We start from the raw sequence: 22,379 nt of genomic DNA on the forward strand, positions 1-22,379 counted from the left end.
TGCCGCGTTGAGCGGACGCACTGAAGCGCAGGCAGAAGGGGTGCCCCTGGCGAAGGGGGCACCCCTTCTCATGTCCGGCCCGACCCGCTCGCGCGGCGCCCCGTCCCTGCCCCGTCCCCTTGCCCCGTCCCCTGCCCCGTCCCCTCAGGTTCTGGGCGGCAGCTTCGGCCGGGAGCGGTCCGGAACGTCGCGGTAGGTCGGGGGAGTGGCCGGGGGCCGGGCCTCCAGCAGTTCCAGGGCGAGCCGTACCGCGTCGTCGAGCACCGCGTACCGGCCCTCGGCCCAGTCCAGCGGGGTGCGCAGCGCCTCCAGGTCGGGTTCCACGCCCTTGTTCTCCACGGACCAGCCGTACGCGTCGAACCAGGCGGCGTTCATCGGCACCGTGATGACCGTGCCGTCCCCGAGCCGGTGCCGTCCGGTCATGCCGACCACGCCGCCCCAGGTGCGCTGGCCCACCACGGGGCCCAGGTCCAGCAGTTTGAACGCGGCGGTGATCATGTCGCCGTCGGAGCTGGTCGCCTCGTCCGCCAGTGCCACCACCGGCCCGCGCGGGGCGTTGGAGGCGTACGAGACCGGCTGGGCGTTGCGGGTGAGGTCCCAGCCGATGATGGTGCGGGTCAGCTTCTCCACGACGAGTTCGCTGATGTGGCCGCCGGCGTTGCCGCGCACGTCCACGATGAGCGCGGGCCGGGACATCTCCATCCGCACATCACGGTTGAACTGGGCCCAGCCCGAGCCGCCCATGTCGGGGATGTGCAGATAGCCGCAGCGTCCGCCGCTCAACTCCCGGACCACCGCGCGGCGTTTGGCCACCCAGTCCTGGTAGCGCAGCGGTGTCTCGTCGATGAGCGGGACGACGGCGACCCGCCGGGGCGGGCCCTCGCCCCCGTCGGGAACGAACGTCAGCTCGACCGTCGTACCGCCCGCGCCCGCCAGCAGCGGGTAGGGACCCGTGACGGGGTCCACCGGGCGGCCGTCGACATGGGTGAGGACCGCGCCCTCGCGGACACCGGTGCCGGCCAGGGGGGAACGGGCCCGGGAGTCGGAGGAGTCGCCGGGCAGGATCCGCTTGACCGTCCAGCCGGCCTCGCGCGGGGTGAGGTTGGCGCCGAGCAGGCCCTGGCGGCGCTGGTAGTGCGGAGGGCCCTCGTTGCGGCGGGCGGCGGTGACATAGGCGTGGGAGGTGCCGAGTTCACCGAGGACCTCGCGCAGCAGATCCGCGAACTCGTCGGGGGAGGAGACCCGTTCGACCAGCGGGCGATACTGCTCCAGGATCGCGTCCCAGTCGATGCCGCACATGTCCGGTTCCCAGAAGTAGGCACGGATCAGCCGCCCGGCCTCCGCGTACGCCTGGCGCCACTCGGCCGAGGGGTCGGCCTCGTGCAGGATGCGGCGGGCGTCGATCCACACCGTGGAGTCGCTGTCGCCGGGCTCGGTGGCGGGCACCGCGCGCAGTTCGCCCTCGTCCACCACGACCAGCCGGGTGCCGTCGCCGCTGACCGCGAAGAAGTCGAGGTCCGCGACGAGTTCGGACTTCTTCGCCTTGCCGATGTCGAAGTGTTCCAGCGCGGGCCGGCCGCTGGTGTCGTCGGGGTTGACGAAGGTCTCGCCGAGAGCGCCGGAGATCGGCCAGCGCAGCCACACCAGACCGCAGCCCGCGACCGGGTACAGCCCCGAGTACTTGGAGGCGGCCACCGGGAAGGGGGTGACCCTGCTCTCCAGGCCCTCCGCCTCGACGGTCACCGTGCTGCCGCCGTCGCCGCTCTCCTCGGCGTCCTCGCGGTCGACCGGGTCCAGGCCCCCGGCGGCCGGGCGGCCCTCGGGATTCAGGGCGAACGGGGAGGGGGTCGCCGAGGACAGCGGCACCAGATAGGGGCGGCAGCCCAGCGGGAAGGACAGATCACCGGTGTGCACGTCGTACACCGGGTCGAAGCCGCGCCAGGACAGGAAGGCGAGATAGCGGCCGTCCCGGGTGAAGACGGGGTTCTCGTCCTCGAAGCGGCCGCCTGTGACGTCGAGGACCAGCCGGTCCTTGATCCGGGCGAGTTTGATCTGCCGCAGCGACCGCCCGATGACGGGGTGGGACCAGGCCAGCCACGCCCCGTCGGGGGAGAAGGCGAGGTCACGCACCGGCCCGTTGCCGGAGTGGATCAGCTCGGTGACCTCTCCTCGGCTCTCCTCGTCCCCGCTCTCCTCGTCCCCGCTCTCCTTGTCTCCGTTCTCCTCATCCCCGCCCTCCTCGTCGGTGCCGATCAGCAGCAGCCGTCCGTCGTGCGCGGCGACGGCCAGCCGCCGCCCCTCCGGGTCGGCCACCATCTCCAGCACCCGGCCCAGCTTCCCGGCGGCGAGCCGGCGGGGCGCGCGCTGGCCGGTGGCCCGGGGGAGCGAGGCGATCTCGACGGCGTCCTCGCCCTCGGCGTCCGTCACGTAGGCCACCTGGTCCCCGGCGCGGAGCATCTCCGGCAGCCTGACCCGTACGCCCGGGGTGTCGGTGAGGGTGCGGGCGGGACCGTCGCGGTGGGTGAGCCAGTACAGGCTGCCGCGGACGACGACGGCACTCGCCCGGCCGGTCTCGTCGACCGAGACACCGTCCAGGTGCCGCGCGGCCGGTACCTGGTAGGAGCGGCGCCCGGCCCGCGGACCGTTCAGCGTCACGTCGAGCCGGCGCGGGACCGAGTCGGCGGCCAGGTCGTCCACGATCCACAGGTCGCCGGCGCACTGGTAGACGACCCGGGTGCCGTCACTGGAGGCGTGCCGGGCGTAGAAGGCGTCGTGGTCGGTGTGGCGGCGCAGGTCGGAGCCGTCGTACGCGCACGAGTAGAGGTTGCCGATGCCCTCGTGGTCGGAGAGGAAGGCGATCCGGCCGCCGACGAACAGCGGGGAGTGCAGATGGCCGTCGAGCCCGTCGAGCAGCTGGTGCCCGTGCAGCCACAGCCTGCCGGTGGCGCCGCCCCGGTAGCGCTTCCAGGAGGCCGGTTCGTGCGGTGGGGTGCCGGTGAGCAGCAGTGACTTGCGTTCCCCGGCGATGTCGGCGACCTGGATGTCGGAGACCGGGCCCCAGGGCAGTTTGCGTCCGGGGCTGCCGTCGCAGGCGAGCTTGTAGGCCCAGGTGAAGTACGAGAAGGGCTCGCCGTGCGAGGCGACGGCGAGGATCTCGGCGTGGCCGTCGTCGTCGGGGGGTGCCCAGCCGCAGACCCGGGTGTCGGAACTGCCCCAGTAGGTGAGGCGCCGGCCCGGTCCGCCGTCCACCGGGACGAGGTGCACCTCCGGATCGAGACTGCGCCAGCTCGTGTACGCGATGTGCCGGCCGTCGGGGGAGAAACGGGGGTGGCCGAGTTTGGTGCGGTCGACCGTGAGCCGCCAGGCACGGCCGGGGGCGTCGAGCGGGGCCAGCCAGAGGTCGTCCTCGGCCACGAAGCACAGCAGGTCGTCCTTGAGGTGCGGCAGACGCAGATAGGTCACCCTCCCCATGCTTTTCCCGGGGGCGGAGCGCAGCAACTTATGCCGAACCGACAACCGTGACGCAGGACACGAACGAAACCGTTTCGTTTCGATAGAGGGTGGGGTACGTTCTCTCTGTACGAAACGGTTTCGTTTTCTTTGACAGGGTCGGAGTCGAGCGGAAGGGTGGGCGGCATGAGTGAAGTCGCGACGGTACGTCGCAGCAGCCGGATCACCCCCGAGCGCGAGGCCGAGCTGTACCGGGCGGTGCTCGAACTGCTCCGTGAGGTCGGCTACGACGCCCTCACCATGGACGCCGTGGCCGCCCGCACCCGGTCCAGCAAGGCCACGCTCTACCGCCAGTGGGGCGGCAAGGCCGAGCTGGTGGTGAGAGCGATGCGCAGCGAGAAGCCGGGCGGCATCGCCGACATCGACACCGGGTCCCTGCGCGGCGACCTGCACGCCATCATCGGGCGTGAGGACGACTGCGTCATCGAGGAGAACGCCGCCCTGATGCGCGCGCTCGCCATGGCGGTACAGCTGAACGACGATCTCCGCCAGGCGTTCAAGGATCTGCTGGTCGAACCGGAGGTGGAAGAGTTCGGGCGGGTGATCCAGCGCGCGATCGACCGGGGTGAGGTCCGCCCCGACAACCCCGCTCTGAACTACATGGTGCACATGCTCGTGGGCGCGTTCGCCACGCGGACGCTGATCGACGATTTGCCGCCCACGCAGGAATTCCTCCTCTCGTACATCGACGCCGTGGTGCTCCCCGCCCTCGGCGTGCCCGCAGACTGACCGTCCCCGGGTCAGGCACCACACCACACCCCTGCACAGCACAACTCAGCCACCATCTGACGTCACCGCTCACGTCGTCGGGCTGATCACACCTGCCCAGAAACAACCACGACCTGACCGGGAGTACGCCCTCGTGGCCACTTTCCTCTATCGACTCGGCCGGTTCGCCTTCAGGCGACGGCACTTCGTAGCCCTCTTCTGGGTGGCGCTGCTGGCGCTCGCCGGAGCCGGCGCGGCCGGCGCCCCGGTGGCCGGCAACTCCTCCTTCTCCATCCCGGGCACCGAGGCCCAGAAGGCCTTCGACCTGCTGGAGGAGCGCTTCCCCGGCTCCAGCGCCGACGGGGCGACCGCACGCGTCGTCTTCAAGGCGCCGGACGGCGAGAAGATGACCGACGCCGGCCACAAGGCGGTCGTCCGGGACACCGTCGACGTCCTCGGCGGCGGCTCCGAGGTCGCCGGCGTCAGTGACCCCTACGAGGGCGGCGGCGTCAGCGACAACGGCAGCGTCGCCTACGCCTCGGTGACCTACAAGGTCTCCGGCATGGAGCTGGAGGAGTCCTCCCGCGAGGCCCTGGAGGCCGCCGCCGAGGACGCCCGCGAGGCCGGGCTGACCGTCGAGATCGGCGGTGACGCGCTCCAGGCCGTCCCGGAGACCGGTACCGCCGAGATCATCGGCATCGGCATCGCCGCGGTCGTCCTGGTCATCACCCTCGGCTCCCTGCTCGCCGCCGGACTGCCGCTGCTCACCGCGATCGTCGGCGTCGGCATCGGCGTCGCGAGCATCACCGCGCTGGCCAGTACGCTCGACCTCGGCTCCACGACCTCCATCCTGGCCTCGATGATCGGCCTCGCGGTCGGCATCGACTACGCGCTCTTCGTCGTCTCCCGCTACCGGGCCGAACTCGCCGAGGGCCGCGCGCGCGAGGAGGCGGCCGGCCGGGCCGTCGGCACCGCCGGCTCCGCGGTGGTCTTCGCCGGTCTGACCGTCGTGATCGCCCTGGTCGGACTGTCCGTCGTCAACATCCCGATGCTGACCAAGATGGGCATCGCCGCCGCCGGCACGGTCGCCGTCGCGGTCCTGATCGCCCTCACCCTGATCCCCGCCCTGCTCGGCTACGCGGGCCGCCGGGTCCGCCCCGCCGGCGAGAAGAGCAAGCTGCTCGGCGGCGGCCGTGACACCGGCGGGAAGAAGGCGGAGCGCCCCAACATGGGTACCCGCTGGGCGAGTTTCGTCGTACGCCGGCCCCTGGCCGTACTCCTGCTCGGCGTGGTCGGCCTGGGTGCCGCGGCCGTCCCGGCGACCTCTCTCGAACTGGGCCTGCCCGACGACGGCTCCCAGCCGACGTCCACGACCCAGCGCCGCGCCTACGACCTGCTCTCCGACGGCTTCGGGCCCGGCTTCAACGGGCCGCTGGTGGTCGTCGTCGACGCGAAGGGCGCCGGTGACCCGCAGGCGGTCTTCGACCGGACCGGGGACGACATCAAGAGCCTCGACAACGTCGTGGACGTCGACCCCGCGCGGCCCAACAAGGCCGGTGACACGGCGACGATCACCGTGATCCCCGACTCCAAGCCCTCCTCGGTGACCACCGAGGACCTGGTGCACGACATCCGTGACACGGGTGCCGGCATCGCGGCCGACACCGGGGCCGACGTCCTGGTCACCGGCGCCACGGCCATGAACATCGACGTCTCGCAGAAGCTCAACGACGCGCTGGTGCCGTATCTGGTCCTGGTGGTCGGCCTGGCCTTTCTGCTGCTGATCGTGGTGTTCCGCTCGATCCTGGTCCCGCTGAAGGCGGCCCTCGGCTTCCTGCTCTCCGTGCTGGCGGCCCTCGGCGCGGTCGTCGCGGTGTACCAGTGGGGCTGGCTGGCCGGCCTGATGGGCGTCGAGGAGACCGGCCCGATCATGTCGATGATGCCGATCTTCATGGTCGGCGTGGTCTTCGGACTGGCCATGGACTACGAGGTGTTCCTCGTGACCCGGATCCGGGAGGCGTACGTCCACGGCGAGAATCCGCGCCAGGCCGTGGTGACCGGCTTCCGGTACAGCGCCCGGGTGGTGACCGCCGCCGCGGTGATCATGATGGCGGTGTTCGCCGGCTTCATCGGCTCCAGCGACTCGATGGTCAAGATGATCGGCTTCGGCCTCGCGGTCGCCGTCCTCTTCGACGCGTTCGTCGTCCGCATGGCGATCGTCCCCGCCGTCCTGGCCCTCCTCGGTGACAGGGCCTGGTGGCTGCCGAGGTGGCTGGACCGCGCCCTGCCCAATGTGGACGTCGAGGGCGAGGCACTGAGCGCCCGGGACGCCGCGCAGGACGAGGACAAGGAACTCGTACGGGTCTGACGGCCCCGGACGACACAGAAACCAGCCGGTGAGGGCACCGTGGGGACGGGGCGCCCTCACCGGCTTCCTCAGGTGTCGGCCACCGTGGAGCGGTGTTCGGAGTGGACGCACCCGACCGTCTGCTCCCCGTTGTCGATCGTGGAGATGACGCGGCAATCGCCGACACGGAGTCGGTGTCGGCCGACCGCTTCGGGTGACGCCCCGTGCGCCGTGTACCCGGAGCACGCCCGGGGCCTCACAACTGCTGGCTGCCCGAGACGATGGAGATCTTCCAGGTGGCGGTCCCCCCGGTCACCCGGATCGCCAGGCGTTGGGGCTCCTTCGGCGTGTGGATGACGCCCACGGTGCGTGCGCCGTCGCAAGCAACGGGATGACGTTTCCCGTCGCCTGCCCGGTCGACGATGGCCACCTCGCCCTTGCCGGAGCAGCCGGCATACACGGTGTACGCCTGCTCGGAGGGTGTGAACTCGGGCAACTCCTCATTGCCGGTACCAGAGGTCTCGGGTACGAGTACCTGCGCCGTCGGCGGGACCTCCAATTCCGGTGGCTGCGGAGCACCGGTTCGTGGAGCGGCGGGCTCTGCGGACGGCGCCTCGTTCGCTCGTGCGGGAGGATCCGTATCGGTGGAGCCGGTGCACCCACCTAGGAAGAACAGCACCACAGCGGCAGCGGCAGAGGGAGAGCGGCGCACAGGGGCCTCCGGGAGAAGAGTCGGTCGAGATGCCCTGGCCCTGATGGCCGGGATCGGATCGGGCTGGGGCGTCAGGAATACGTGACCCAGCCCTCCTTGTACGGGGCCCAGGCCGTCATGTACTGCTTGTTGCTCTTCTGGCAGGCGCTGCCGCGGTGGTACTTGTACCCGTATACATTCTCCTTGCGGATACCGTAATCGCCGTAGACGGTGCTCTTCGCCCTGACCTTTCCGTACGTCTCGATGCCGAGTTCCGAGGTCCAGCTCTTTTTCACGCTTCCATTCACTTCAACCTTGATCGAACCCAGAATGCGGACCTTTATTTCGCCGCTCACGGTGACCGAAGCACCCACTTCGGTTGTCCCCGACTTCTTCGAAGTGAACTTGAAGTCGACGGCGTAGGGCAGCTTGTTTTCGACGAACGTGTGGTACTTCACCGACATGGTGTTCTTCTTGTTCTTGGTGACCTTGAAGGCCCATCCCGGTGTGCACTGAAGGCTCAGCGGCTCTCTGTCGGGCAGGGCAGTCTCTTCCGGCTCATCGGCGAGAGGACGGTCTTCTTCCAGCGCTTCCTGCGGAGGAACGGTGCCGATGTCCGGTTGCTCGACCGGGGTTTCGTCCGACGTCTTCGCGGCGGAGGCGAGAGGAGCGCTGACGCCGAGTGCGAAGGCAATGAGCGCAGCCGCAGTGCTGACCCGGAAAACGGTCGGGTTCATGGTTTCGTGTCTCCCTGGTTGATTGCTGTGCTCCTTGTGTGATCGGAATTCCCGGCGAAGCGGGAGCGTGAGAGTCGGAGCATGCGAGCCCCGTGGTCGGCGGGGCCGGGGAGACGGTATCCGGAAGATCGACACCGCTGGTAGCGCCTCCTTGATCACTGGCTGAAAAGCGACGAAGGGAAGAAAGGGGCATTACGCGACGTAAGGGGTGTCTGTTGCCTGTATGTGTTCGTGCAGTGAGGTGGAATCTCAGAAGCATTGGCCCGTTCTTTTCTGCAGGAACCTCAAATTCCCCCCAAAAACTCCTCACCCGGGACTGCCGTGGCGGCGAGCGAAGGCGTCCTCGTGTCTCCTCCCGCGCCGTGCGGGCACGTGCATCCGGCCATGGGGAGGGGCACCCTGGAAGGGAGGATCTCGGAGGTGATCGTCATGATGCACACCGCAGTGGGATGGCATGTGGAGCTGGAGTTCATGGAGGACGACCAGCAGACCCGCGCGGCCGCGCTGGTCCGGCTGCCCGACGGAAGCGAGGTACGGGCGCACGGGCGCGCAAACCGGCACTACACCGACCCGAATCAGCCCCGGGTCGGTGAGGAGATCGCCGGGGCGCGGGCGCTGAACGAACTCGCCATGAAGATGCTGACCAAGGCGCACGACGAGATCGACGACGCGTCGGGGCGGACCTCGCATCCGATCCACGTCTAGGGATGTCCGGCGGATCAGGCCGGAAGCAACCGACGGGATCGGTCCTGCTGGGCCGAGTGGGGGCCGGTGCGTTCCGTCGCACGGCGGAGGAAGGTGGCGACGCAGAGCGTCGCGACCGACGACAACGCCGTGGAGGAGCGTGCCGGACCCCACCGTCCCCGGCCCGATCCGCCGGAAAGCCGGAAACCCCTAGGCCGGCAGGGTCTGCCGTACCGCCCGTATCAGTGCCTGGGCCCTGGGGTCCGCCGTCACCGTTCTGCGGAAGCCGTTGGTGACATAGCCGAAGGCGATGCCTGACTCCGGGTCGGCGAAGCCGAGGGAGCCGCCGCGGCCGGGGTGGCCGAAGGACCCCGGGGCCAGGAACGGGCAGGCGCTGCCGTGCAACATGTAGCCGAGCCCGAAGCGGGTGCCGACGACCAGGACACGGTCGGGGCCCGCCGACTCCTCGGCGCGGGCGCGCTCGACGGTGGCCGGGTCGAAGAGGCGGATGCCGTCGACCTGGCCGATGAGTGAGGCGTAGAAGCGGGCCAGTCCGTCCGCCGTCGCGATCCCGCCCGCGGCGGGCAGGGCCGCCGCGTGGAAGGCCGGGTCGTTCTGGTCGGGGTACGGGCTGATCGCGGCGAAGGCGCGCCGGGTCAGGGAGGACCGGTCCGCGTAGGCGTCGCTGACCGAGCGCTTGGGGCGGGCGCGGAGCGCGCCGGACGGCTCGGGCCCCTCGATCCGCCCCACCGTGCCGACGCGGTGCGCCTGCGCGTCCGGCAGTCCGACCCACAGGTCGAGCCCCAGCGGGCCGGCGATCTCCGACGCGATCCACTCGCCGGATCCCCGGCCGGTGAGGCGGCGCACCAGTTCGTCGAGCAGCCAGCCGTAGGTCAGCGCGTGGTAGCCGTGGTCCCTGCCCGGCTCCCAAGCGGGGGCCTGGGCGGCGAGGGCCTCGGCGGCCCGGCGCGGGTCGGCGGCCTCCGCGAGGGTGAGCGGGTGGTCGAGGACCGGCAGGCCGGCGCGGTGGCTCAGGACGTGCCGGACCAGCAGCCGTTCCTTGTCGTGCGCCTTGAACTCCGGCCAGTACGCGGCGACCGGCGCGTCCAGGTCCAGTTCACCGCGCTGGTGCAGCAGCAGGAGTACGGCGGCGGCCACCCCCTTGGTCGCCGAGCGCACGACCTGGGCGGTGTTCCGCCGCCAGGGCGCGGCGCCGCCGTCGACGTCCTTCGCCCCGGCCCACAGGTCGACGACCCTGCGCCCGTCCCGGTACACGGCGACGGCCCCACCCCGCTCGCCGAGCCGGTCGAAGTTCCGCGCGAACGCCTCCCGGACCGGCTCGAACCCCTCGGCCACTGTGCCGTGCACGTCCACGCCCACGTCCCGTTGATCCTTCCGCTCACCTGTGACACCGGTGCAACGGTGCCTGCCCGCCTGCGATTCCTGTGTGCGGGCGCCGGGACGCGATCGTTATGAACGGCCGGGCGCGGCCGGCACCGAGAGCGGGTCGAAGCCGTAGGGCAGCTCCAGACGGTGGGCGCGCATCAGCGCGTCGTCGGCGAGCAGGTCCGCCGTGGTGCCGTCCGCCGCGATCACCCCGTCGCTGAGGATCAGGGAGCGCGGGCACAGTTCGAGCGCGTACGGCAGGTCGTGCGTGACCATCAGCACGGTGACGTCCAAGGAGCGCAGGATGTCGGCGAGTTCGCGGCGGGAGGCGGGGTCCAGGTTGGAGGACGGCTCGTCCAGCACCAGGATCTCCGGCTCCATCGCCAGGACGGTCGCCACGGCCACCCGGCGCCGCTGCCCGAAGGAGAGGTGGTGCGGCGGGCGGTCCTTGAACTCCGCCATGCCGACCAGTCCCAGCGCGCGGTCCACGCGCTCCTCCAGCTCGGGCCCCCTGAGCCCGGCAGCCGCCGGACCGAACGCCACGTCCTCGCGCACCGTCGGCATGAAGAGCTGGTCGTCGGGGTCCTGGAAGACGATGCCGACCCGGCGCCGGATCTCCGCCATGTGCCGCTTGCCGACCTCGAGGCCGGCCACCGTCACCGTGCCCGCACCGCCGGTCAGGATGCCGTTGAGATGCAGGACCAGGGTCGTCTTGCCGGCGCCGTTCGGGCCGAGCAGCGCGACCCGCTCGCCGCGCGCGATCGAGAAGTCCACGCCGAACAGGGCCTGGTGGCCGTCGGGATAGGCGAAGGCGAGGCCGGAGACCTCCAGGGAAGCGGTAGTCACAGCATCCATCAGAACCTAGCCGGGGGACGCCCCGCTTCAGCGGGGTGGGGAATGGCTTCTCTCACTTCTCTGACCTCGTCTTTCTGTACGGATCCGCATGGTTGTCAGTGGGGCCCGCTAGGTTGTCTGCACTGGCTGTGACCGTGCGATTGCGACAGGGGGATGATCCGGGATGATGCGTGCCTACAGGTTTCTTCTCCGGCCCACGGTGCGCCAGGAGCAGGCGCTTGCCGAGATACTGCGGGACCACTGCTCGCTGTACAACGGCGCGTTGCAGGAGCGCCGGGAGGCCTACCGGCACGTCTCGAAGACCACCGTTCGTTACGGCGGTCAGTCCGCGCAGCTGAAGGAGATCCGGGCGTTCGATCCGGAGCGGCAGGGCCGCTGGTCGTTCTCCTCCCAGCAGGCCACGCTGCGCCGTCTGGACAGGGCGTTCGCCGCGTTCTTCCGCCGGGTGAGGGCCGGTCTCACGCCGGGCTACCCCCGGTTCAGGGGTGTCGGGCACTTCGACACGGTGACCTTTCCGAAGGACGGGGACGGCTGCCGCTGGGACTCCACCCCGCACGATGGGCGGACCCGGGTGCGGCTGCAGGGTGTCGGGCATGTCCGCGTGCACCGGCACCGGCCCGTGCGCGGCCGGGTCAAAACGGTCTCGGTGAAGCGTGAAGGGAACCGTTGGTACGTGATCCTGGCCTGCGACGACGTGCCCGCTGAGCCGCTGCCCGCGACGGGAGGCATCGTCGGTATCGACATGGGCGTGAGGCACTTTTTCACCACGTCCGACGGTGAGCACGTGGAGAACCCGCGGTTCCTCCAGGTGATGGCGCAGGAGCTGGCCGCCGCCCAGCAGCACCTTGCGACGTTCCCCAGGCGGACCCGGCAGCGCACCAAGCGCCACCGCGCGGCGGCCCGGAAGGTCGCCGCGATCCACGCGAAGATTCGCAGGCAGCGGCTCGACCACCACCACAAGGCCGCAAAGACGCTCCTCGCCGGGCATGACGTGATCGTCCACGAGAAGCTGAACACTGCCGGGATGACCAAGAGGCCGACAGTCAGGCCCGATCCCGGGACTCCCGGCGGTTTCCTGCCGAACGGGGCCGCCGCGAAGGCCGGGCTCAACCGCAGCATCCTCGACGCGGGTTGGGGACTGTTCTTCGGAATCCTGGCGCAGAAGGCTGAGAGTGCCGCTCGCCGCGTGATCCCGGTGGACGCCCGCAACACCTCCCGTACCTGCCCCGAGTGCGGGCACATCGCCAAGGAGAACCGCGTCACCCAGGCAAAGTTCGAGTGCACCGCGTGCGGCTTCCTCGCGAACGCCGACCACGTAGGCGCGCTCAATGTGCTCAGCAGGGCCGGGCTGGTCCTCTGCGACGGTGCTGAGCCACCGACGCAGGAAGCCCGCCGCTTCAGCGGTGGGTGGAGTCACCCCAGCACACGGATGACGAGGGCGGCCGAGGGGAGGGCGAAGGCGTACGACCACTGGGCGCGGGACGCGGTCACCTCGTCGATCACCGGCATGGAACCGGAGTAGCCGCGGCTCACCATGGCCAGATGGACCCGCTCCCCGCGTTCGTAGGAGCGGATGAACAGCGCGCCGGCCGACTTGGCGAGGACGCCCCAGTGCCGCACCCCGCGTGCCTCGAAACCGCGGGACTCGCGGGCGATCCGCATGCGCCGCATCTCGTCGGTGACGACATCGCCGTAGCGGATCATGAAGGAGGCGATCTGCACCAGCAGTGGCGGGAGCCTCAGCCGCTGCAGACCGAGCAGCAGCTCGCGCAGTTCGGTGGTGGAGGCGAGCAGGACCGAGGCGGCGACGCCGAGGGTGCCCTTGGCCAGCACGTTCCAGGCGCCCCACAGTCCGCTCACGCTCAGCGACGCACCGAGGACGTCGATCCGCTTGCCCTCCGCGACGAACGGCAGCAGCACGGCGAAGGCGACGAACGGGACCTCGATCAGCAGCCGTTTGAGCAGGAAGGCGGCTGGAACGCGGGCGGCGTACGCGACGAGGGCGAGCAGTCCGGCGTACGCCGCGAACGCCCATATCGCCTCGCGCGGGGTCGACACGACGACGACCACGAAGGCGAGGACCGCGGCGAGTTTGGTGTGCGGCGGCAGGGCGTGCACGGGGGAGTGCCCGTGCCGGTAGAGCCGGTGCGCGTGGCCCGCTCCCATGTCAGACGCTCGTGGTGGTGGGTGAGGCGGCGTCGGTCTTCTGGTCCGTACCGCGCCTGCGGACCACCCAGAAGACGCCGGTGCCCGCCACGACCGTCACGCCGACGCCGATCACGCCCGCCAGGCCGCCGGACAGACGCTCGTCGTCGACGTCCTCGACACCGTAGTCGGCCAGCGGGGAGTCGGCGTTGGCGTGCTCCCGGGCCTTCTCGTCGATGCCGTGGTCGGTGGCGACCTTCTCCAGGCCGTCGGGGTTCGCGGAGGCGTAGAAGCTGACGAAACCGGCGAGGATCAGCGAGGTGACCAGTCCGCCGATCCAGACCCCCTTCCGGGAGCGGGCGGCGGCCGGCTCCGGCTCGGTGGTGTCCGGGGCGTCGACCAGTTCGCCGCCCACCCGCAGCCGGAGCTTCCGGCGCAGCCCGCGCGCCCCGTGCACCAGGTCCGGGCGGACCGCGACGACCGCGCCGACGGTCAGGGCGGTGATCACTGCCTCGCCCAGGCCGATCACGAGATGCACGCCCACCATGGCGGTGGCGACCTTGCCGATCGAGACGTCGGTGGTGCCGCCGACCGCGTAGAGCAGGGTGAAGGCGACGGCGGAGGCGGGGACGGAGAGCAGCGCGGCGACGAAGGACGCGGCGGTCACCGAGCGGCGGGTGCGCGGCAGCACCTTCACCAGACCGCGGAAGAGCGGGTACGCGACCAGGGCCGTGGTGATCGCCATGGTGGTGATGTTCACACCGAGCGCGGTGAGTCCGCCGTCGGCGAAGAGGACGGCCTGCATCAGCAGGACGACGGAGACACACAGGACCCCGGTGTACGGGCCGACGAGGATCGCGGCGAGGGCGCCGCCGAGCAGATGGCCGCTGGTGCCCGCCGCGACGGGGAAGTTCAGCATCTGCACGGCGAAGATGAAGGCCGCCACCAGCCCGGCCAGGGGGGCGGCGCGCTCGTCGAGTTCCCGGCGCGCGCCGCGCAGGCTCACGGCGATGGCGCCCCCGGCGACGACCGCGGCCACGGCGGACACGGGGGCGTTGATGAATCCGTCAGGTGCATGCACGCATTCGATGATGCAGCTAGTTGCGAATGCTTTGCAAGAGCGAGACGTTCGTTTCACTTCGCCCCGACCTCATATGTGACGTTCGCCGCTCGGAAGCGCGGATTCCGGATCGGGTGCACGATGGAGCGGGGGGTGGGTATACGACTTGCACGCGGCATTCACGCCTTCGATGCAGAGCGACGCAGCGTAAGGGGCCCACCGATGTCCGTAGTCGAGCAGTACGCGCGAGTCCGTATCGTCACGGATGCGGAACCCCGCCTGGAGGACCGCGGGACCGTCCCCGTGGTGCTGCGGTACGACCCCGAGGACGACCCCCTGTGCGTACGGTTCGGGCTGCCCGGCGCCGTGCCCCGCGAGTGGGCCGTGCGGCGGGATCTCCTGGAGCATGGCCTGCGTGCCCCCGTGACCAGCGGCGGGATACGGGTGTGGCCGTGCGGCCGGGTGCAGACCGTGGTGGAGTTCCACACCCCGCGGAGCGTCTCGGTGGTGGAGTTCGAGACCAGGACCCTGACCCGGTTCCTGCGCCGTACCTACGTCTCCGCCGCGGAGCCGGTGCCGCACTGACGGATGCGTGACCGGCCGGTGGCGCGCTGAGGGGTGCGTACTGACGGGCCGCGCTGATGGGTGCGTACGCCGGGTGCCGCGCTGACCGTTCCGGCTGTCGTCGGCGCGGCGTTCGGCTTCCGCCCAGCCTCCGCTGGGGCTTCCGCTCAGCCGCCGGTCGGGCTCCCGCTCAGCCTCCGCTGGGGCTCCCGCTCAGCCGCCGCTCTTCAGCAGCGCCGCCACGATCGGTCCGGCCGTCGAACCGCCGTGGCCGCCCTCCTGCACCACACCGGCGGCCGCAAGGTCACCCCGGTACGCCGTGAACCAGCCGTTGGGCTTCTTCTGGCCGTCGACCTCGGCCGACCCGGTCTTCGCGCCCCGGTCACCGCCGACGCCGGCCATCGCCTCCGCCGCCGTGCCGGAGGTGGCCGTGTACGACATCAGCTCCCGCAACTGAGCCAGTGTGCCGGGCGACAGGGTGCGGGCGGCCGTCGCCAGCTTGCGCCCGTCGACCTCCGGCGGGACGAGATACGGCTGGTGGAAGACGCCCGCCTTGACCGTCGCCGACACCGACGCCATGTTCAGCGGGTTCATCCGCACCCCGCCCTGGCCTATCAGGGAGGCCCCCATCGGGGCGTCCTTCTGCACCGGTATCGCGCCGTCGAAGGTCGGCACACCGACCTGCCAGTCGTTCATCCCGAGCCCGAACACCTCCTGGGCGTGCCGGGTCAGGTCGTCGTTCTTCAGTTCGGGTGCCTGGCTGATGAAGGCCGTGTTGCAGGAGCGGGCGAAACTCGCCCGGAACGTGCCGTCCTTGATCTGGAACTTGTCGAGGTTCTGGAACTTCCAGCCGCCGTAGCGGAAGTACTTCGGGCACGGATGCTTCTCGTCCATCGAGGCGAGGCCCTTCTCGATCAGCATCGAGGCGGTGATCACCTTCATCGTGGAACCCGGGGCCAGCGAACCCTGGAACGCGGTGTTGAAACCGTGCGAGGAGTTCGCCACCGCGAGTATCTCGCCGGTCGACGGACGCAGCACCACCACCGACGCCCGCTTCCGCTTCGCCACCTCCGCCTCGGCAGCGGCCTGCAGGGACGGGTTCAGTGTGGTCCGCACCGTGCCCGGCGTGCCCTCGCTCAGCTCCAGCACCGTCCTGTCGGACAGCTTCGCCCGCTCCGACGCCTCGCCGCGCACGATCCGCAGCTCGACGCCGGCCTCGCCGCCCGCCTTCTTCCCGTACTTCTCCCGCAGACCGTCCAGCACCGACCCCAGCGACGGGTACTTCTCGGTGGTCAGCTCACCGCCGTCCCGGTCCACCGCCTTCACCGGCGGGGTGCCCGCCTCACCGGTGACGAGCCGGTCGCCGTCCCTGAGGTCGGGATGCACGACCTCGGGGCGCCAGCCGACCCGCGGTTCACCGTCCCCGGCCCGGCGGACGACGGTCAGCGCGCTGTCGTACGCCAGCGGCTTCGCCGTGTCCTCGTACGACACCGTGCCCTTCAGGGAGAACGGGACCTCGCCGCCGGTGGCGGTGCCCGGGGTGAGCGTGACGTTCTTGACCCCGGCCTCCTTGGCGTAGGCGGTGAGTAGGGCGGTGGCGGCCTCCGGGTCGTCCGTGGCGGCGGCGGCCTCGGACACCTGGCCGGCCTCCCAGGCGGTGAGGAAGCGCTCGGCGGCGGCGGTGACCTCGGCGGCGGACAGCGGCCCGGTCTTCACCTCCGCCTGCGCGGCGTTCGCGCGGGTGCCGTCCTCGTCACCGCCCCCGATCAGCGCGTAGGCGCCGACCCCACCACCGACGACGACCACGGCGATCACCGCGCCGATCACGGCGGGCCTCGTCTTCCGCCGCCCACCGGCCGCGTGCCCTCTGTTGCCCACTGGTTCCCGTTCCTCCGCTGCCCGCCGGGCTCCCCGTGACCCGCGTGGCGCTCATGGCCCTCAGGGCGCTTCCCTCTACGCCCACGACGGCCACCACCCTAGAGTCCCGTCAACTCTGTGACGCGATCAGCCGCCCGCTCGTAGCACGGCTGCGACAATCGGGCCGGCCGCGTCGCCGCCGTGGCCGCCCTGCTGGGCCATGGCCGCCGCCGCGACGTCGTTGCGGAAACCGGTGAACCAGCTGTCCGAGGTGTCGTTGCCGTCCACCTCCGCCGACCCGGTCTTCGCCCCGATGTCGCCGCCGAGGCCGGCCATGGCCTTCTGCCCGGTGCCCTGGGTGGCGGTGAGCCGCATCATCTCCTTCAGCTGGGCGGCGGTGTCCGCCGGCAGGCCCTTGGCCTGCGCCAGCTGCCGGTCGTCGAGGTCGGGGGAGACGAGATACGGCTGGCGGAAGGTGCCGGTGATGGCGGTGGCCGTCACCGAGGCCATGTTCAGCGGGTTCATCTGCACCTGGCCCTGCCCGATGGCGTTCGCCGCCTGGTCCGGGCCGCTCACGGCGGGCACGCTGCCGTCGAAGGAGGCGATACCCGTCTTCCAGTCGTCCCGGCCGAGCCCGAACCGCTCCTGCGCCTCCTGGGTGAGGGAGTCCGTGGTGAGCGGCTTCTCGTCGATGAGCTTGACGAAGGCCGTGTTGCAGGAGCGCAGGAAGCTGTTGGCGAGGGTGGCACCCTCGTTCGGCTCCATGCCGGTGAGGTTCTTGAAGGTCTGGCTCTTCCACACCGCGCTCGGCGGACAGGGCGCCGGACCGTTCATCGAGGTCACGCCGTTGTCGATGAGCATGGCGGCGGTGACGATCTTCATGGTGGAACCGGGGGCGACCTGGCCCTGGAAGGCCGCGTTGAACCCGTCCGCACGATGGTTGGCCACCGCCAGCACCTCACCGGTGCTCGGCTTCACGGCCACCACCGACGACTCGGCGAACCCCTTCACCGCCTGCTCGGCCGCCGCCTGCACCCCGGCGCTGAGGGTGGTGCGCAGCTTGCCGGGCTCCCCCTCGGCCAGGGTCAGCAGCGAGGTGTCCGCGGCGGCCTCGCCCGAAGCCTGCTCGGTGTGCCTGACCATCAGCTCGACGCCGGGGGTGCCGCCCGCCCGCGCGCCGTACTTCTGACGCAGGGTGTCCAGGATCGGGCCGAGGGAGGGGTACTTCTCCTTCGTCAGCACCGTGCCGTCGCGGTCCACGGCCTCGATGGGTGGCTGCGCGGCCTCCCCGGTGACCAGGGTGTCGCCCTCCCGCAGATCCGGGTGCACGACGGACGGCTTCCAGTCGACCAGCGCCCGCCCGGTGGTCTCCCCGCGGACGACCGTGAGCGTGCTCCGGTAGCTCAGCGGCTTCGACTTCCCCCCGTAGGCGACGGTCCCCTTCACGGTGAAGGGGACGGTGGTGCCGGTGGCCGTACCGGGCGTGATCTCGACATCGCCGATGTGCGCCTCCCCGCCGTACGCCCCCAGCAGCCCTCCGGCCTCCTGAGCGTTGTTCGTGTACGACGCCGCCTGCTCCGCCTGCCCCTTCTCCCAGGCCTCGAAGAACGCCTCGGTCGTCTTCCTGACCTCGTCCTCGTCCGGCGGCCCCGACTTCTTCGTCTCCGACGACCCGCCGCCCCCGTCACCGTTCACGGCCGACACGATGTTGTAGGCCCCGTACCCGGCACCTCCCACCATCACCGCGAACACACCGCCTATGACGGCGGCCTTGACCCCCTTGCCCATCGGGCGATCCCCTCACCCGCCGGACCCCCACGTTTTCTGAACGTGTTCAGAAAGCCCGGCGCCGTGAGCACTCTATGCGGCGGACGTGACGACCGGGACGTCTGTTTCCGTTTGTTGTCCCAACGGAGACCGCAACCACCGAAATCCGGCCGACACCCCGCCCCTAGACCCACGTATCCAGCCACATCCGTGCCCGCCAGTCGTCGATGGGGATGGGCTGGCCGGTGAGGGTGGGCCAGAAGTAGATGAAGTTCGCGGGATCCGGCCCCGTAGGGACCCGACCAGGGCTTTTGCCTCTGGTCGGGGCCGGATCAGGCGGCTTGGGCCGTCCCTGGGCCGTGATCTTGAGGGTTCGACGCCAGATACAGGCTGTCGACAGCCTTCCGCGTACGCCCCTCGCTGCTCGGCATGAGGTGCGTGTAGGTCCGGAGCGTGAACCCCGGGTCGCTGTGCCCGAGGTACTGGCTCAGGGCCCGGATGTTCTCGCCGGCGTCCAGCAGCACGGACGCGTAGAAGTGCCTGAGTGCGTGCATCCCGTGCTCGCGCGCCGACGCGTAGCGCTCGCCCGGCTTCGCCTCGGGGATGATGCCGGCGGCGGCCAGGGCGGGCTTCCAGTGGTGATCGTTGAAGACGCTCACGCGCACGTGGTTGCCCTCGACTCCACTGAAGATGAGCCGCTTGGTCACGAGAGGGCCGTCCGGCGTACGCCAGGGAAGCGTCACGTCGATCGGCTCGCATCGCTTCGAGTGTTCCCGGAGCACGGAGGCCACAGCCTTGGGAAGCGGCACGTCCCGGACCTTGCCGCCCTTGGGTAGGGCGAAGACATACTTGCCCCGGATTCGCTTGAGTTGATGGCCCACGGCCAGCCATCCGCCCTCGGAGGCGAGCAGGCGGCCCAGAGCGGCCCGACGGACCGCCGCGGGGGTCCGCTTGACCGCATACATGGCCTCATCCGCGCGCCGCAGCAGCGCCGACAGGTCCTCGTCGGGGTTGTCGGCGCGGCGTACCCAGCCCAGCGAGACGCTGGTGTGTACCTCGGATGCGGTCTCGATGGGGCGGGCCAGGACGCGGCCCAGGACGGCCAGCTGGTCGGCGGCCGTGCCGTCCCGGTCGACCAGGACGGCGGCGAACTCATCCCCGCCCAACCCGCCGGCCACACCGGAGCGGCCCACCGCGTGGGCGAGCCGGGCGGCCGTGGCGGCAAGAAGGACGTCGCCTGCGGCGTGGCCGTGGGTGTCGTTGACCTGCTTGAAACGGTTTTTCCGGACTAGGAGTAGGTCGCGGGCTGGCCTGATTGCCGCCGTTCGCCGTCTGCGGTTGGCCTTGGCCTGCCCTGGATGGACAGGGCCTCGAGCAGCCAGAGGGACTATTCGATTGCGGACATAGCCGATGGCTTGGCACGGTTCAGGGCATCGTGCGCGTCTGAATCTTGATCTGAGGAGGCACCCTCGTGGCTGTCATTCCGGAACGTCGTTTGGCTCTCCTTGGAGGCGGCTTCTCCACCGACGACGATGGTCTGCTGGATGACTGGGTGCTTGGTCAGGTGCAGGCTCATCGGCCCAAGGTGTGCTTCGTTCCGACGGCCAGTGGCGACGCCCCCGCCTACATCGAGCAGTTCTTCGAGGCGTACCAGTCGCGTTCCTGCGAGCCCAGTGTCTTGCAGCTGTTTCGGCGGGATCTCGATGACGACGCCCTGCGCACGTTCCTGCTTTCTCAAGACGTCGTCTATGTGGGTGGGGGCAACACCGCGAACATGCTGGCGGTCTGGCGCACGCACGGCGTGGACAGACTGCTGCGCGAGGCCTTCGGCCGCGGGACCTTGCTGTGCGGCATCAGCGCTGGTGCCAACTGCTGGGCCGAGGGATCGCATACCGACTCTTTCGGGCCCCTGACTCACCTCTCTGACGGGTTGGGCCTGCTGCCCGGCTCGGTCTGCCCGCACTACGACAGTGAGCCGGGTCGTCGATCGTCCTATCAGGCAGCCGTGGCAACCCGCGCACTACCGGCCGGCTGGGCAGTGGAGGACGGCGTCGGTGCCCTCTTCACGGACGGTCTGTTGACGGACGCGGTGACTCGCACGCCTCAGGCCTGTTTGTATCGGGTAGAGCCAGACGGGGGTAGCGGAGTCCAGGAACGAGCTCTGCAGTGTCGCCTGCTCATCGCGGCACAACAGCCCACTCCGCCCGCGTGAAATGGTGAGAGAGCGGCCCCGCCGGTGGCTGCGACGTACCTCGCGTGGTTTTCAAGGTTGTCTGATCTGGGGAAGACCTAGGTCAGTGACCCGGGTCTTGCTCTGGGCCCGGGTCTGGTCCAGCGCAGCCATGGCCGGCAGCCACTGCTGCACTCCGCTGCCCCGGCTTCGGTCACGCCTGACCGGGTTGACCAGCGGGCCGTCACCCGCGTCGATGACGAACTCGTAGAAGCACCGCAGCACCGCGGTGTTGTGCCGGATCGTCCGCGCACTGTAGCGGTCTCCCAGATACTGCTTCCGCGTCACCGCGTTGACCTGGCCCGCCGTCGCCGCGGACTTCGTCCTCGGCGAGCGCCGCTGTTTCTCCGCCTGTCCCATCCACAGCACGAAGTCGCGGACCCCGGCGGACGTCACCTTGTCCCAGGGCACGTCGATGGCCTGGAGGAAGCGCCACCATCGGTGCAGGTCAAAGGCGTAGCTGCGAACACTGCCCGCGGAATGACCGCGGGCCAGGAAGTCGCGCAGGAACCGACGGACCGGCTCCACCGGCTGGCCGTGCTGGTCCAGGACCATGTACGGGATCACGTCGCCAGTCGGCACGACGCGGCCCCACCGTGGAAGCCGAATCGCCCGCAGATCGCGGTGGACGTCAGGGGACAAAGACATACAACCTCTCCTCCAATTGGCTGTATGTCTCGTACCGGTCGCCGTCCCACCGCGTCCCCCGACACACCGACTTGGCCTGCGGTAGTCCGGTCAACATGGTCCACATCTGCCAGCACCACCACCGCCTGCCGGTCGCGCAGCAGGCGGCGGGCCCGGCGGGTGAACGCCTCCCGCGTCCACAACCCGGTGAGCGGGTCCCGGCGAGCGCTCCGCAGACGACGCGACAGCCATACCGTGTGGACGCCCCACACAGCCGATAAGGCGGCTATCAGGATCAGGGCCGGGGTGTTCACGCCGCGGTCCCCTTCCGGATCACGCGCCCGAAGGAGGCACGCAGCCGGGTTTCCCCGGCGCTGTGTCCCCGGCCTCGGAAGCGGGCCGACAGCTCGCGGTACGTCATCTCCGCACCCTCGGTGTGAAGGATGTCGGCCACGATGGCGTCCAGCTCCGGATTGCTCAGCGACGGGACCGCCTCGATGGCGGGCACCGGCTCACTGGGACCCCAGACGGGCAGCTTCCACATCGGCTGTGACGCGGGCGTGACGCGCTCTGTGACGCACGTCAGGGCACGGTTCGTACCGTCACCCTGGCGCGCCGTCTCCAGCGTCGACCACGCCCCGGCGAGGGTGGCGGCGGTCTTGGCCTGGACGCGTGCGACGCGCGCACCGGCCTCGGTCACGGCCGTCAGCCGCGTCTCCTCGGTCGCGGCCTCTGCCCGCAGCCGGGCGCGGGCCACGGCCGCCTCGTCGCGCGCTTCCTGCTGAATCCCGCGGATCGCATCGAGAGCGACGGGGGGTCAGCGCGGTGCGCTCCCACAGGCCGTGCACGAGCCACAGCGCTTTGGCCGCGATCGGCAGCCATGCCACGGCCAGCCACGCGCCGGCGGAGTGCTCCGCGGTCAGCGCGTGGGCGACCAGGACACCGGCGGCGAGGATGCCGAAGGACCAGCCGACGGCGGTCACGGCCCGGTTGTGGTCGCCCTGGGCGGCCAATCGGCGTTCGTAGGCGAGGGTGGCCAGCCATCCCCCGTCGATCCCGAGACCCACGACCATGGCGACCGGCCACGGCACGGCCGTCCCCAGCCACATCACGACCTGAGGTTCCCCCGCTGCGCGGGAGTGGCTGACTAGCAGGTCAGGGTGGATTGACGTGGTTTCAGGTTCACTTGTTCGGCTGCTGCCTGGCTGGCG

The 22,379-nt window shown here is 70.5% G+C and carries 16 protein-coding genes and 3 pseudogenes; 6 read left to right on the plus strand and 13 right to left on the minus strand.

Annotated features, from left to right (window positions below; all coding sequences use genetic code 11):
- Positions 1–144: 144 nt before the first annotated feature.
- The gene (locus ACIF9R_RS09505; protein WP_399976584.1) at positions 145–3,462 is read right to left on the minus strand and encodes a S41 family peptidase; all 3,318 of its coding nucleotides are present in this window, start codon (positions 3,460–3,462) and stop codon (positions 145–147) included.
- Positions 3,463–3,636: 174 nt separating this feature from the next.
- On the opposite strand from ACIF9R_RS09505, the gene ACIF9R_RS09510 reads away from it, so the two are divergent.
- Positions 3,637–4,239 (plus strand): TetR/AcrR family transcriptional regulator, encoded by a 603-nt coding sequence (locus ACIF9R_RS09510; protein ID WP_399976587.1) that lies wholly within the window; start codon positions 3,637–3,639, stop codon positions 4,237–4,239.
- Between the two features lie 133 nt (positions 4,240–4,372).
- Positions 4,373–6,586, plus strand: coding sequence for an MMPL family transporter (locus tag ACIF9R_RS09515; RefSeq protein ID WP_399976590.1), 2,214 nt, complete (start codon positions 4,373–4,375; stop codon positions 6,584–6,586).
- 235 nt (positions 6,587–6,821) lie between these two features.
- Here ACIF9R_RS09515 and ACIF9R_RS09520 read toward each other — a convergent pair whose 3' ends face one another.
- Both ACIF9R_RS09520 and ACIF9R_RS09525 read right to left on the minus strand, forming a co-directional pair.
- On the minus strand, positions 6,822–7,061 hold the full coding sequence (locus tag ACIF9R_RS09520; RefSeq protein ID WP_399976593.1) for a hypothetical protein: 240 nt from the start codon (positions 7,059–7,061) through the stop codon (positions 6,822–6,824).
- A 287-nt stretch (positions 7,062–7,348) separates the two neighbouring features.
- Complete coding sequence (locus ACIF9R_RS09525; RefSeq protein ID WP_399976596.1) at positions 7,349–7,993, minus strand: hypothetical protein; 645 nt, start codon at positions 7,991–7,993, stop codon at positions 7,349–7,351.
- A 429-nt stretch (positions 7,994–8,422) separates the two neighbouring features.
- Between ACIF9R_RS09525 and ACIF9R_RS09530 the strand changes: the two genes are divergently transcribed.
- Complete coding sequence (locus ACIF9R_RS09530; RefSeq protein ID WP_399976598.1) at positions 8,423–8,698, plus strand: DUF1876 domain-containing protein; 276 nt, start codon at positions 8,423–8,425, stop codon at positions 8,696–8,698.
- Positions 8,699–8,887: 189 nt separating this feature from the next.
- Here ACIF9R_RS09530 and ACIF9R_RS09535 read toward each other — a convergent pair whose 3' ends face one another.
- Both ACIF9R_RS09535 and ACIF9R_RS09540 read right to left on the minus strand, forming a co-directional pair.
- Complete coding sequence (locus ACIF9R_RS09535; protein WP_399976684.1) at positions 8,888–10,051, minus strand: serine hydrolase domain-containing protein; 1,164 nt, start codon at positions 10,049–10,051, stop codon at positions 8,888–8,890.
- Between the two features lie 96 nt (positions 10,052–10,147).
- Positions 10,148–10,918 carry an energy-coupling factor ABC transporter ATP-binding protein gene (locus tag ACIF9R_RS09540; protein WP_399976601.1) on the minus strand — a complete coding sequence of 257 codons (771 nt, stop codon included), beginning with the start codon at positions 10,916–10,918 and terminating at the stop codon, positions 10,148–10,150.
- Positions 10,919–11,081: 163 nt separating this feature from the next.
- On the opposite strand from ACIF9R_RS09540, the gene ACIF9R_RS09545 reads away from it, so the two are divergent.
- Positions 11,082–12,440, plus strand: a complete 1,359-nt coding sequence (locus tag ACIF9R_RS09545) for an RNA-guided endonuclease InsQ/TnpB family protein (protein WP_399976604.1) — start codon at positions 11,082–11,084, stop codon at positions 12,438–12,440.
- On the opposite strand, the gene cbiQ is transcribed toward ACIF9R_RS09545, so the two are convergent.
- The gene (gene cbiQ, locus ACIF9R_RS09550) at positions 12,332–13,084 is read right to left on the minus strand and encodes a cobalt ECF transporter T component CbiQ (RefSeq protein ID WP_399976607.1); all 753 of its coding nucleotides are present in this window, start codon (positions 13,082–13,084) and stop codon (positions 12,332–12,334) included. The two genes, ACIF9R_RS09545 and cbiQ, sit on opposite strands and share 109 nt — an antisense overlap.
- Position 13,085: 1 nt before the next feature.
- The gene (locus ACIF9R_RS09555) at positions 13,086–14,144 is read right to left on the minus strand and encodes an energy-coupling factor ABC transporter permease (RefSeq protein WP_399976610.1); all 1,059 of its coding nucleotides are present in this window, start codon (positions 14,142–14,144) and stop codon (positions 13,086–13,088) included.
- A gap of 201 nt (positions 14,145–14,345) precedes the next feature.
- Between ACIF9R_RS09555 and ACIF9R_RS09560 the strand changes: the two genes are divergently transcribed.
- Positions 14,346–14,708, plus strand: a complete 363-nt coding sequence (locus tag ACIF9R_RS09560) for an SsgA family sporulation/cell division regulator (protein ID WP_399976612.1) — start codon at positions 14,346–14,348, stop codon at positions 14,706–14,708.
- 192 nt (positions 14,709–14,900) lie between these two features.
- Here ACIF9R_RS09560 and ACIF9R_RS09565 read toward each other — a convergent pair whose 3' ends face one another.
- From ACIF9R_RS09565 to ACIF9R_RS09580, 4 genes and pseudogenes are all read right to left on the minus strand, one after another.
- Positions 14,901–16,565 carry a penicillin-binding transpeptidase domain-containing protein gene (locus tag ACIF9R_RS09565; RefSeq protein ID WP_399976615.1) on the minus strand — a complete coding sequence of 555 codons (1,665 nt, stop codon included), beginning with the start codon at positions 16,563–16,565 and terminating at the stop codon, positions 14,901–14,903.
- Positions 16,566–16,691: 126 nt separating this feature from the next.
- Positions 16,692–18,332: a penicillin-binding transpeptidase domain-containing protein gene (locus ACIF9R_RS09570; protein WP_399976617.1), complete on the minus strand. Its 1,641-nt coding sequence runs from the start codon at positions 18,330–18,332 to the stop codon at positions 16,692–16,694.
- Positions 18,333–18,643: 311 nt separating this feature from the next.
- A pseudogene (locus ACIF9R_RS09575) lies at positions 18,644–19,210 on the minus strand (tyrosine-type recombinase/integrase); the annotation flags it as partial.
- Positions 19,211–19,267: 57 nt separating this feature from the next.
- Positions 19,268–19,723: pseudogene (locus tag ACIF9R_RS09580) on the minus strand (diguanylate cyclase domain-containing protein); the annotation flags it as partial.
- 59 nt (positions 19,724–19,782) lie between these two features.
- Here ACIF9R_RS09580 and ACIF9R_RS09585 point away from each other — a divergent pair.
- Positions 19,783–20,523, plus strand: a complete 741-nt coding sequence (locus tag ACIF9R_RS09585) for a Type 1 glutamine amidotransferase-like domain-containing protein (protein ID WP_399976620.1) — start codon at positions 19,783–19,785, stop codon at positions 20,521–20,523.
- Between the two features lie 51 nt (positions 20,524–20,574).
- Here the strand turns inward: ACIF9R_RS09585 and ACIF9R_RS09590 are convergent, their stop codons facing one another.
- Together ACIF9R_RS09590 and ACIF9R_RS09595 are read right to left on the minus strand one after the other, a co-directional pair.
- Positions 20,575–21,123: a site-specific integrase gene (locus ACIF9R_RS09590; RefSeq protein WP_399976623.1), complete on the minus strand. Its 549-nt coding sequence runs from the start codon at positions 21,121–21,123 to the stop codon at positions 20,575–20,577.
- 355 nt (positions 21,124–21,478) lie between these two features.
- Positions 21,479–22,283: pseudogene (locus ACIF9R_RS09595) on the minus strand (protein spdB); the annotation flags it as partial.
- Between the last annotated feature and the right edge of the window lie 96 nt (positions 22,284–22,379).

Source organism: Streptomyces sp. NPDC086080 (assembly GCF_044540255.1).
Classification (GTDB): Bacteria; Actinomycetota; Actinomycetes; order Streptomycetales; family Streptomycetaceae; genus Streptomyces.

Bases quoted from the DNA above. Each gene is read 5' to 3' on its own strand.
- ACIF9R_RS09510 (WP_399976587.1), top strand. From the start codon at position 3,637: ATGAGTGAAGTCGCGACGGTACGTCGCAGCAGCCGGATCACCCCCGAG.
- ACIF9R_RS09525 (WP_399976596.1), bottom strand. From the start codon at position 7,993: ATGAACCCGACCGTTTTCCGGGTCAGCACTGCGGCTGCGCTCATTGCC.
- ACIF9R_RS09530 (WP_399976598.1), top strand. From the start codon at position 8,423: ATGATGCACACCGCAGTGGGATGGCATGTGGAGCTGGAGTTCATGGAG.
- ACIF9R_RS09540 (WP_399976601.1), bottom strand. From the start codon at position 10,918: ATGGATGCTGTGACTACCGCTTCCCTGGAGGTCTCCGGCCTCGCCTTC.
- ACIF9R_RS09545 (WP_399976604.1), top strand. From the start codon at position 11,082: ATGATGCGTGCCTACAGGTTTCTTCTCCGGCCCACGGTGCGCCAGGAG.
- cbiQ (WP_399976607.1), bottom strand. From the start codon at position 13,084: ATGGGAGCGGGCCACGCGCACCGGCTCTACCGGCACGGGCACTCCCCC.
- ACIF9R_RS09560 (WP_399976612.1), top strand. From the start codon at position 14,346: ATGTCCGTAGTCGAGCAGTACGCGCGAGTCCGTATCGTCACGGATGCG.
- ACIF9R_RS09570 (WP_399976617.1), bottom strand. From the start codon at position 18,332: ATGGGCAAGGGGGTCAAGGCCGCCGTCATAGGCGGTGTGTTCGCGGTG.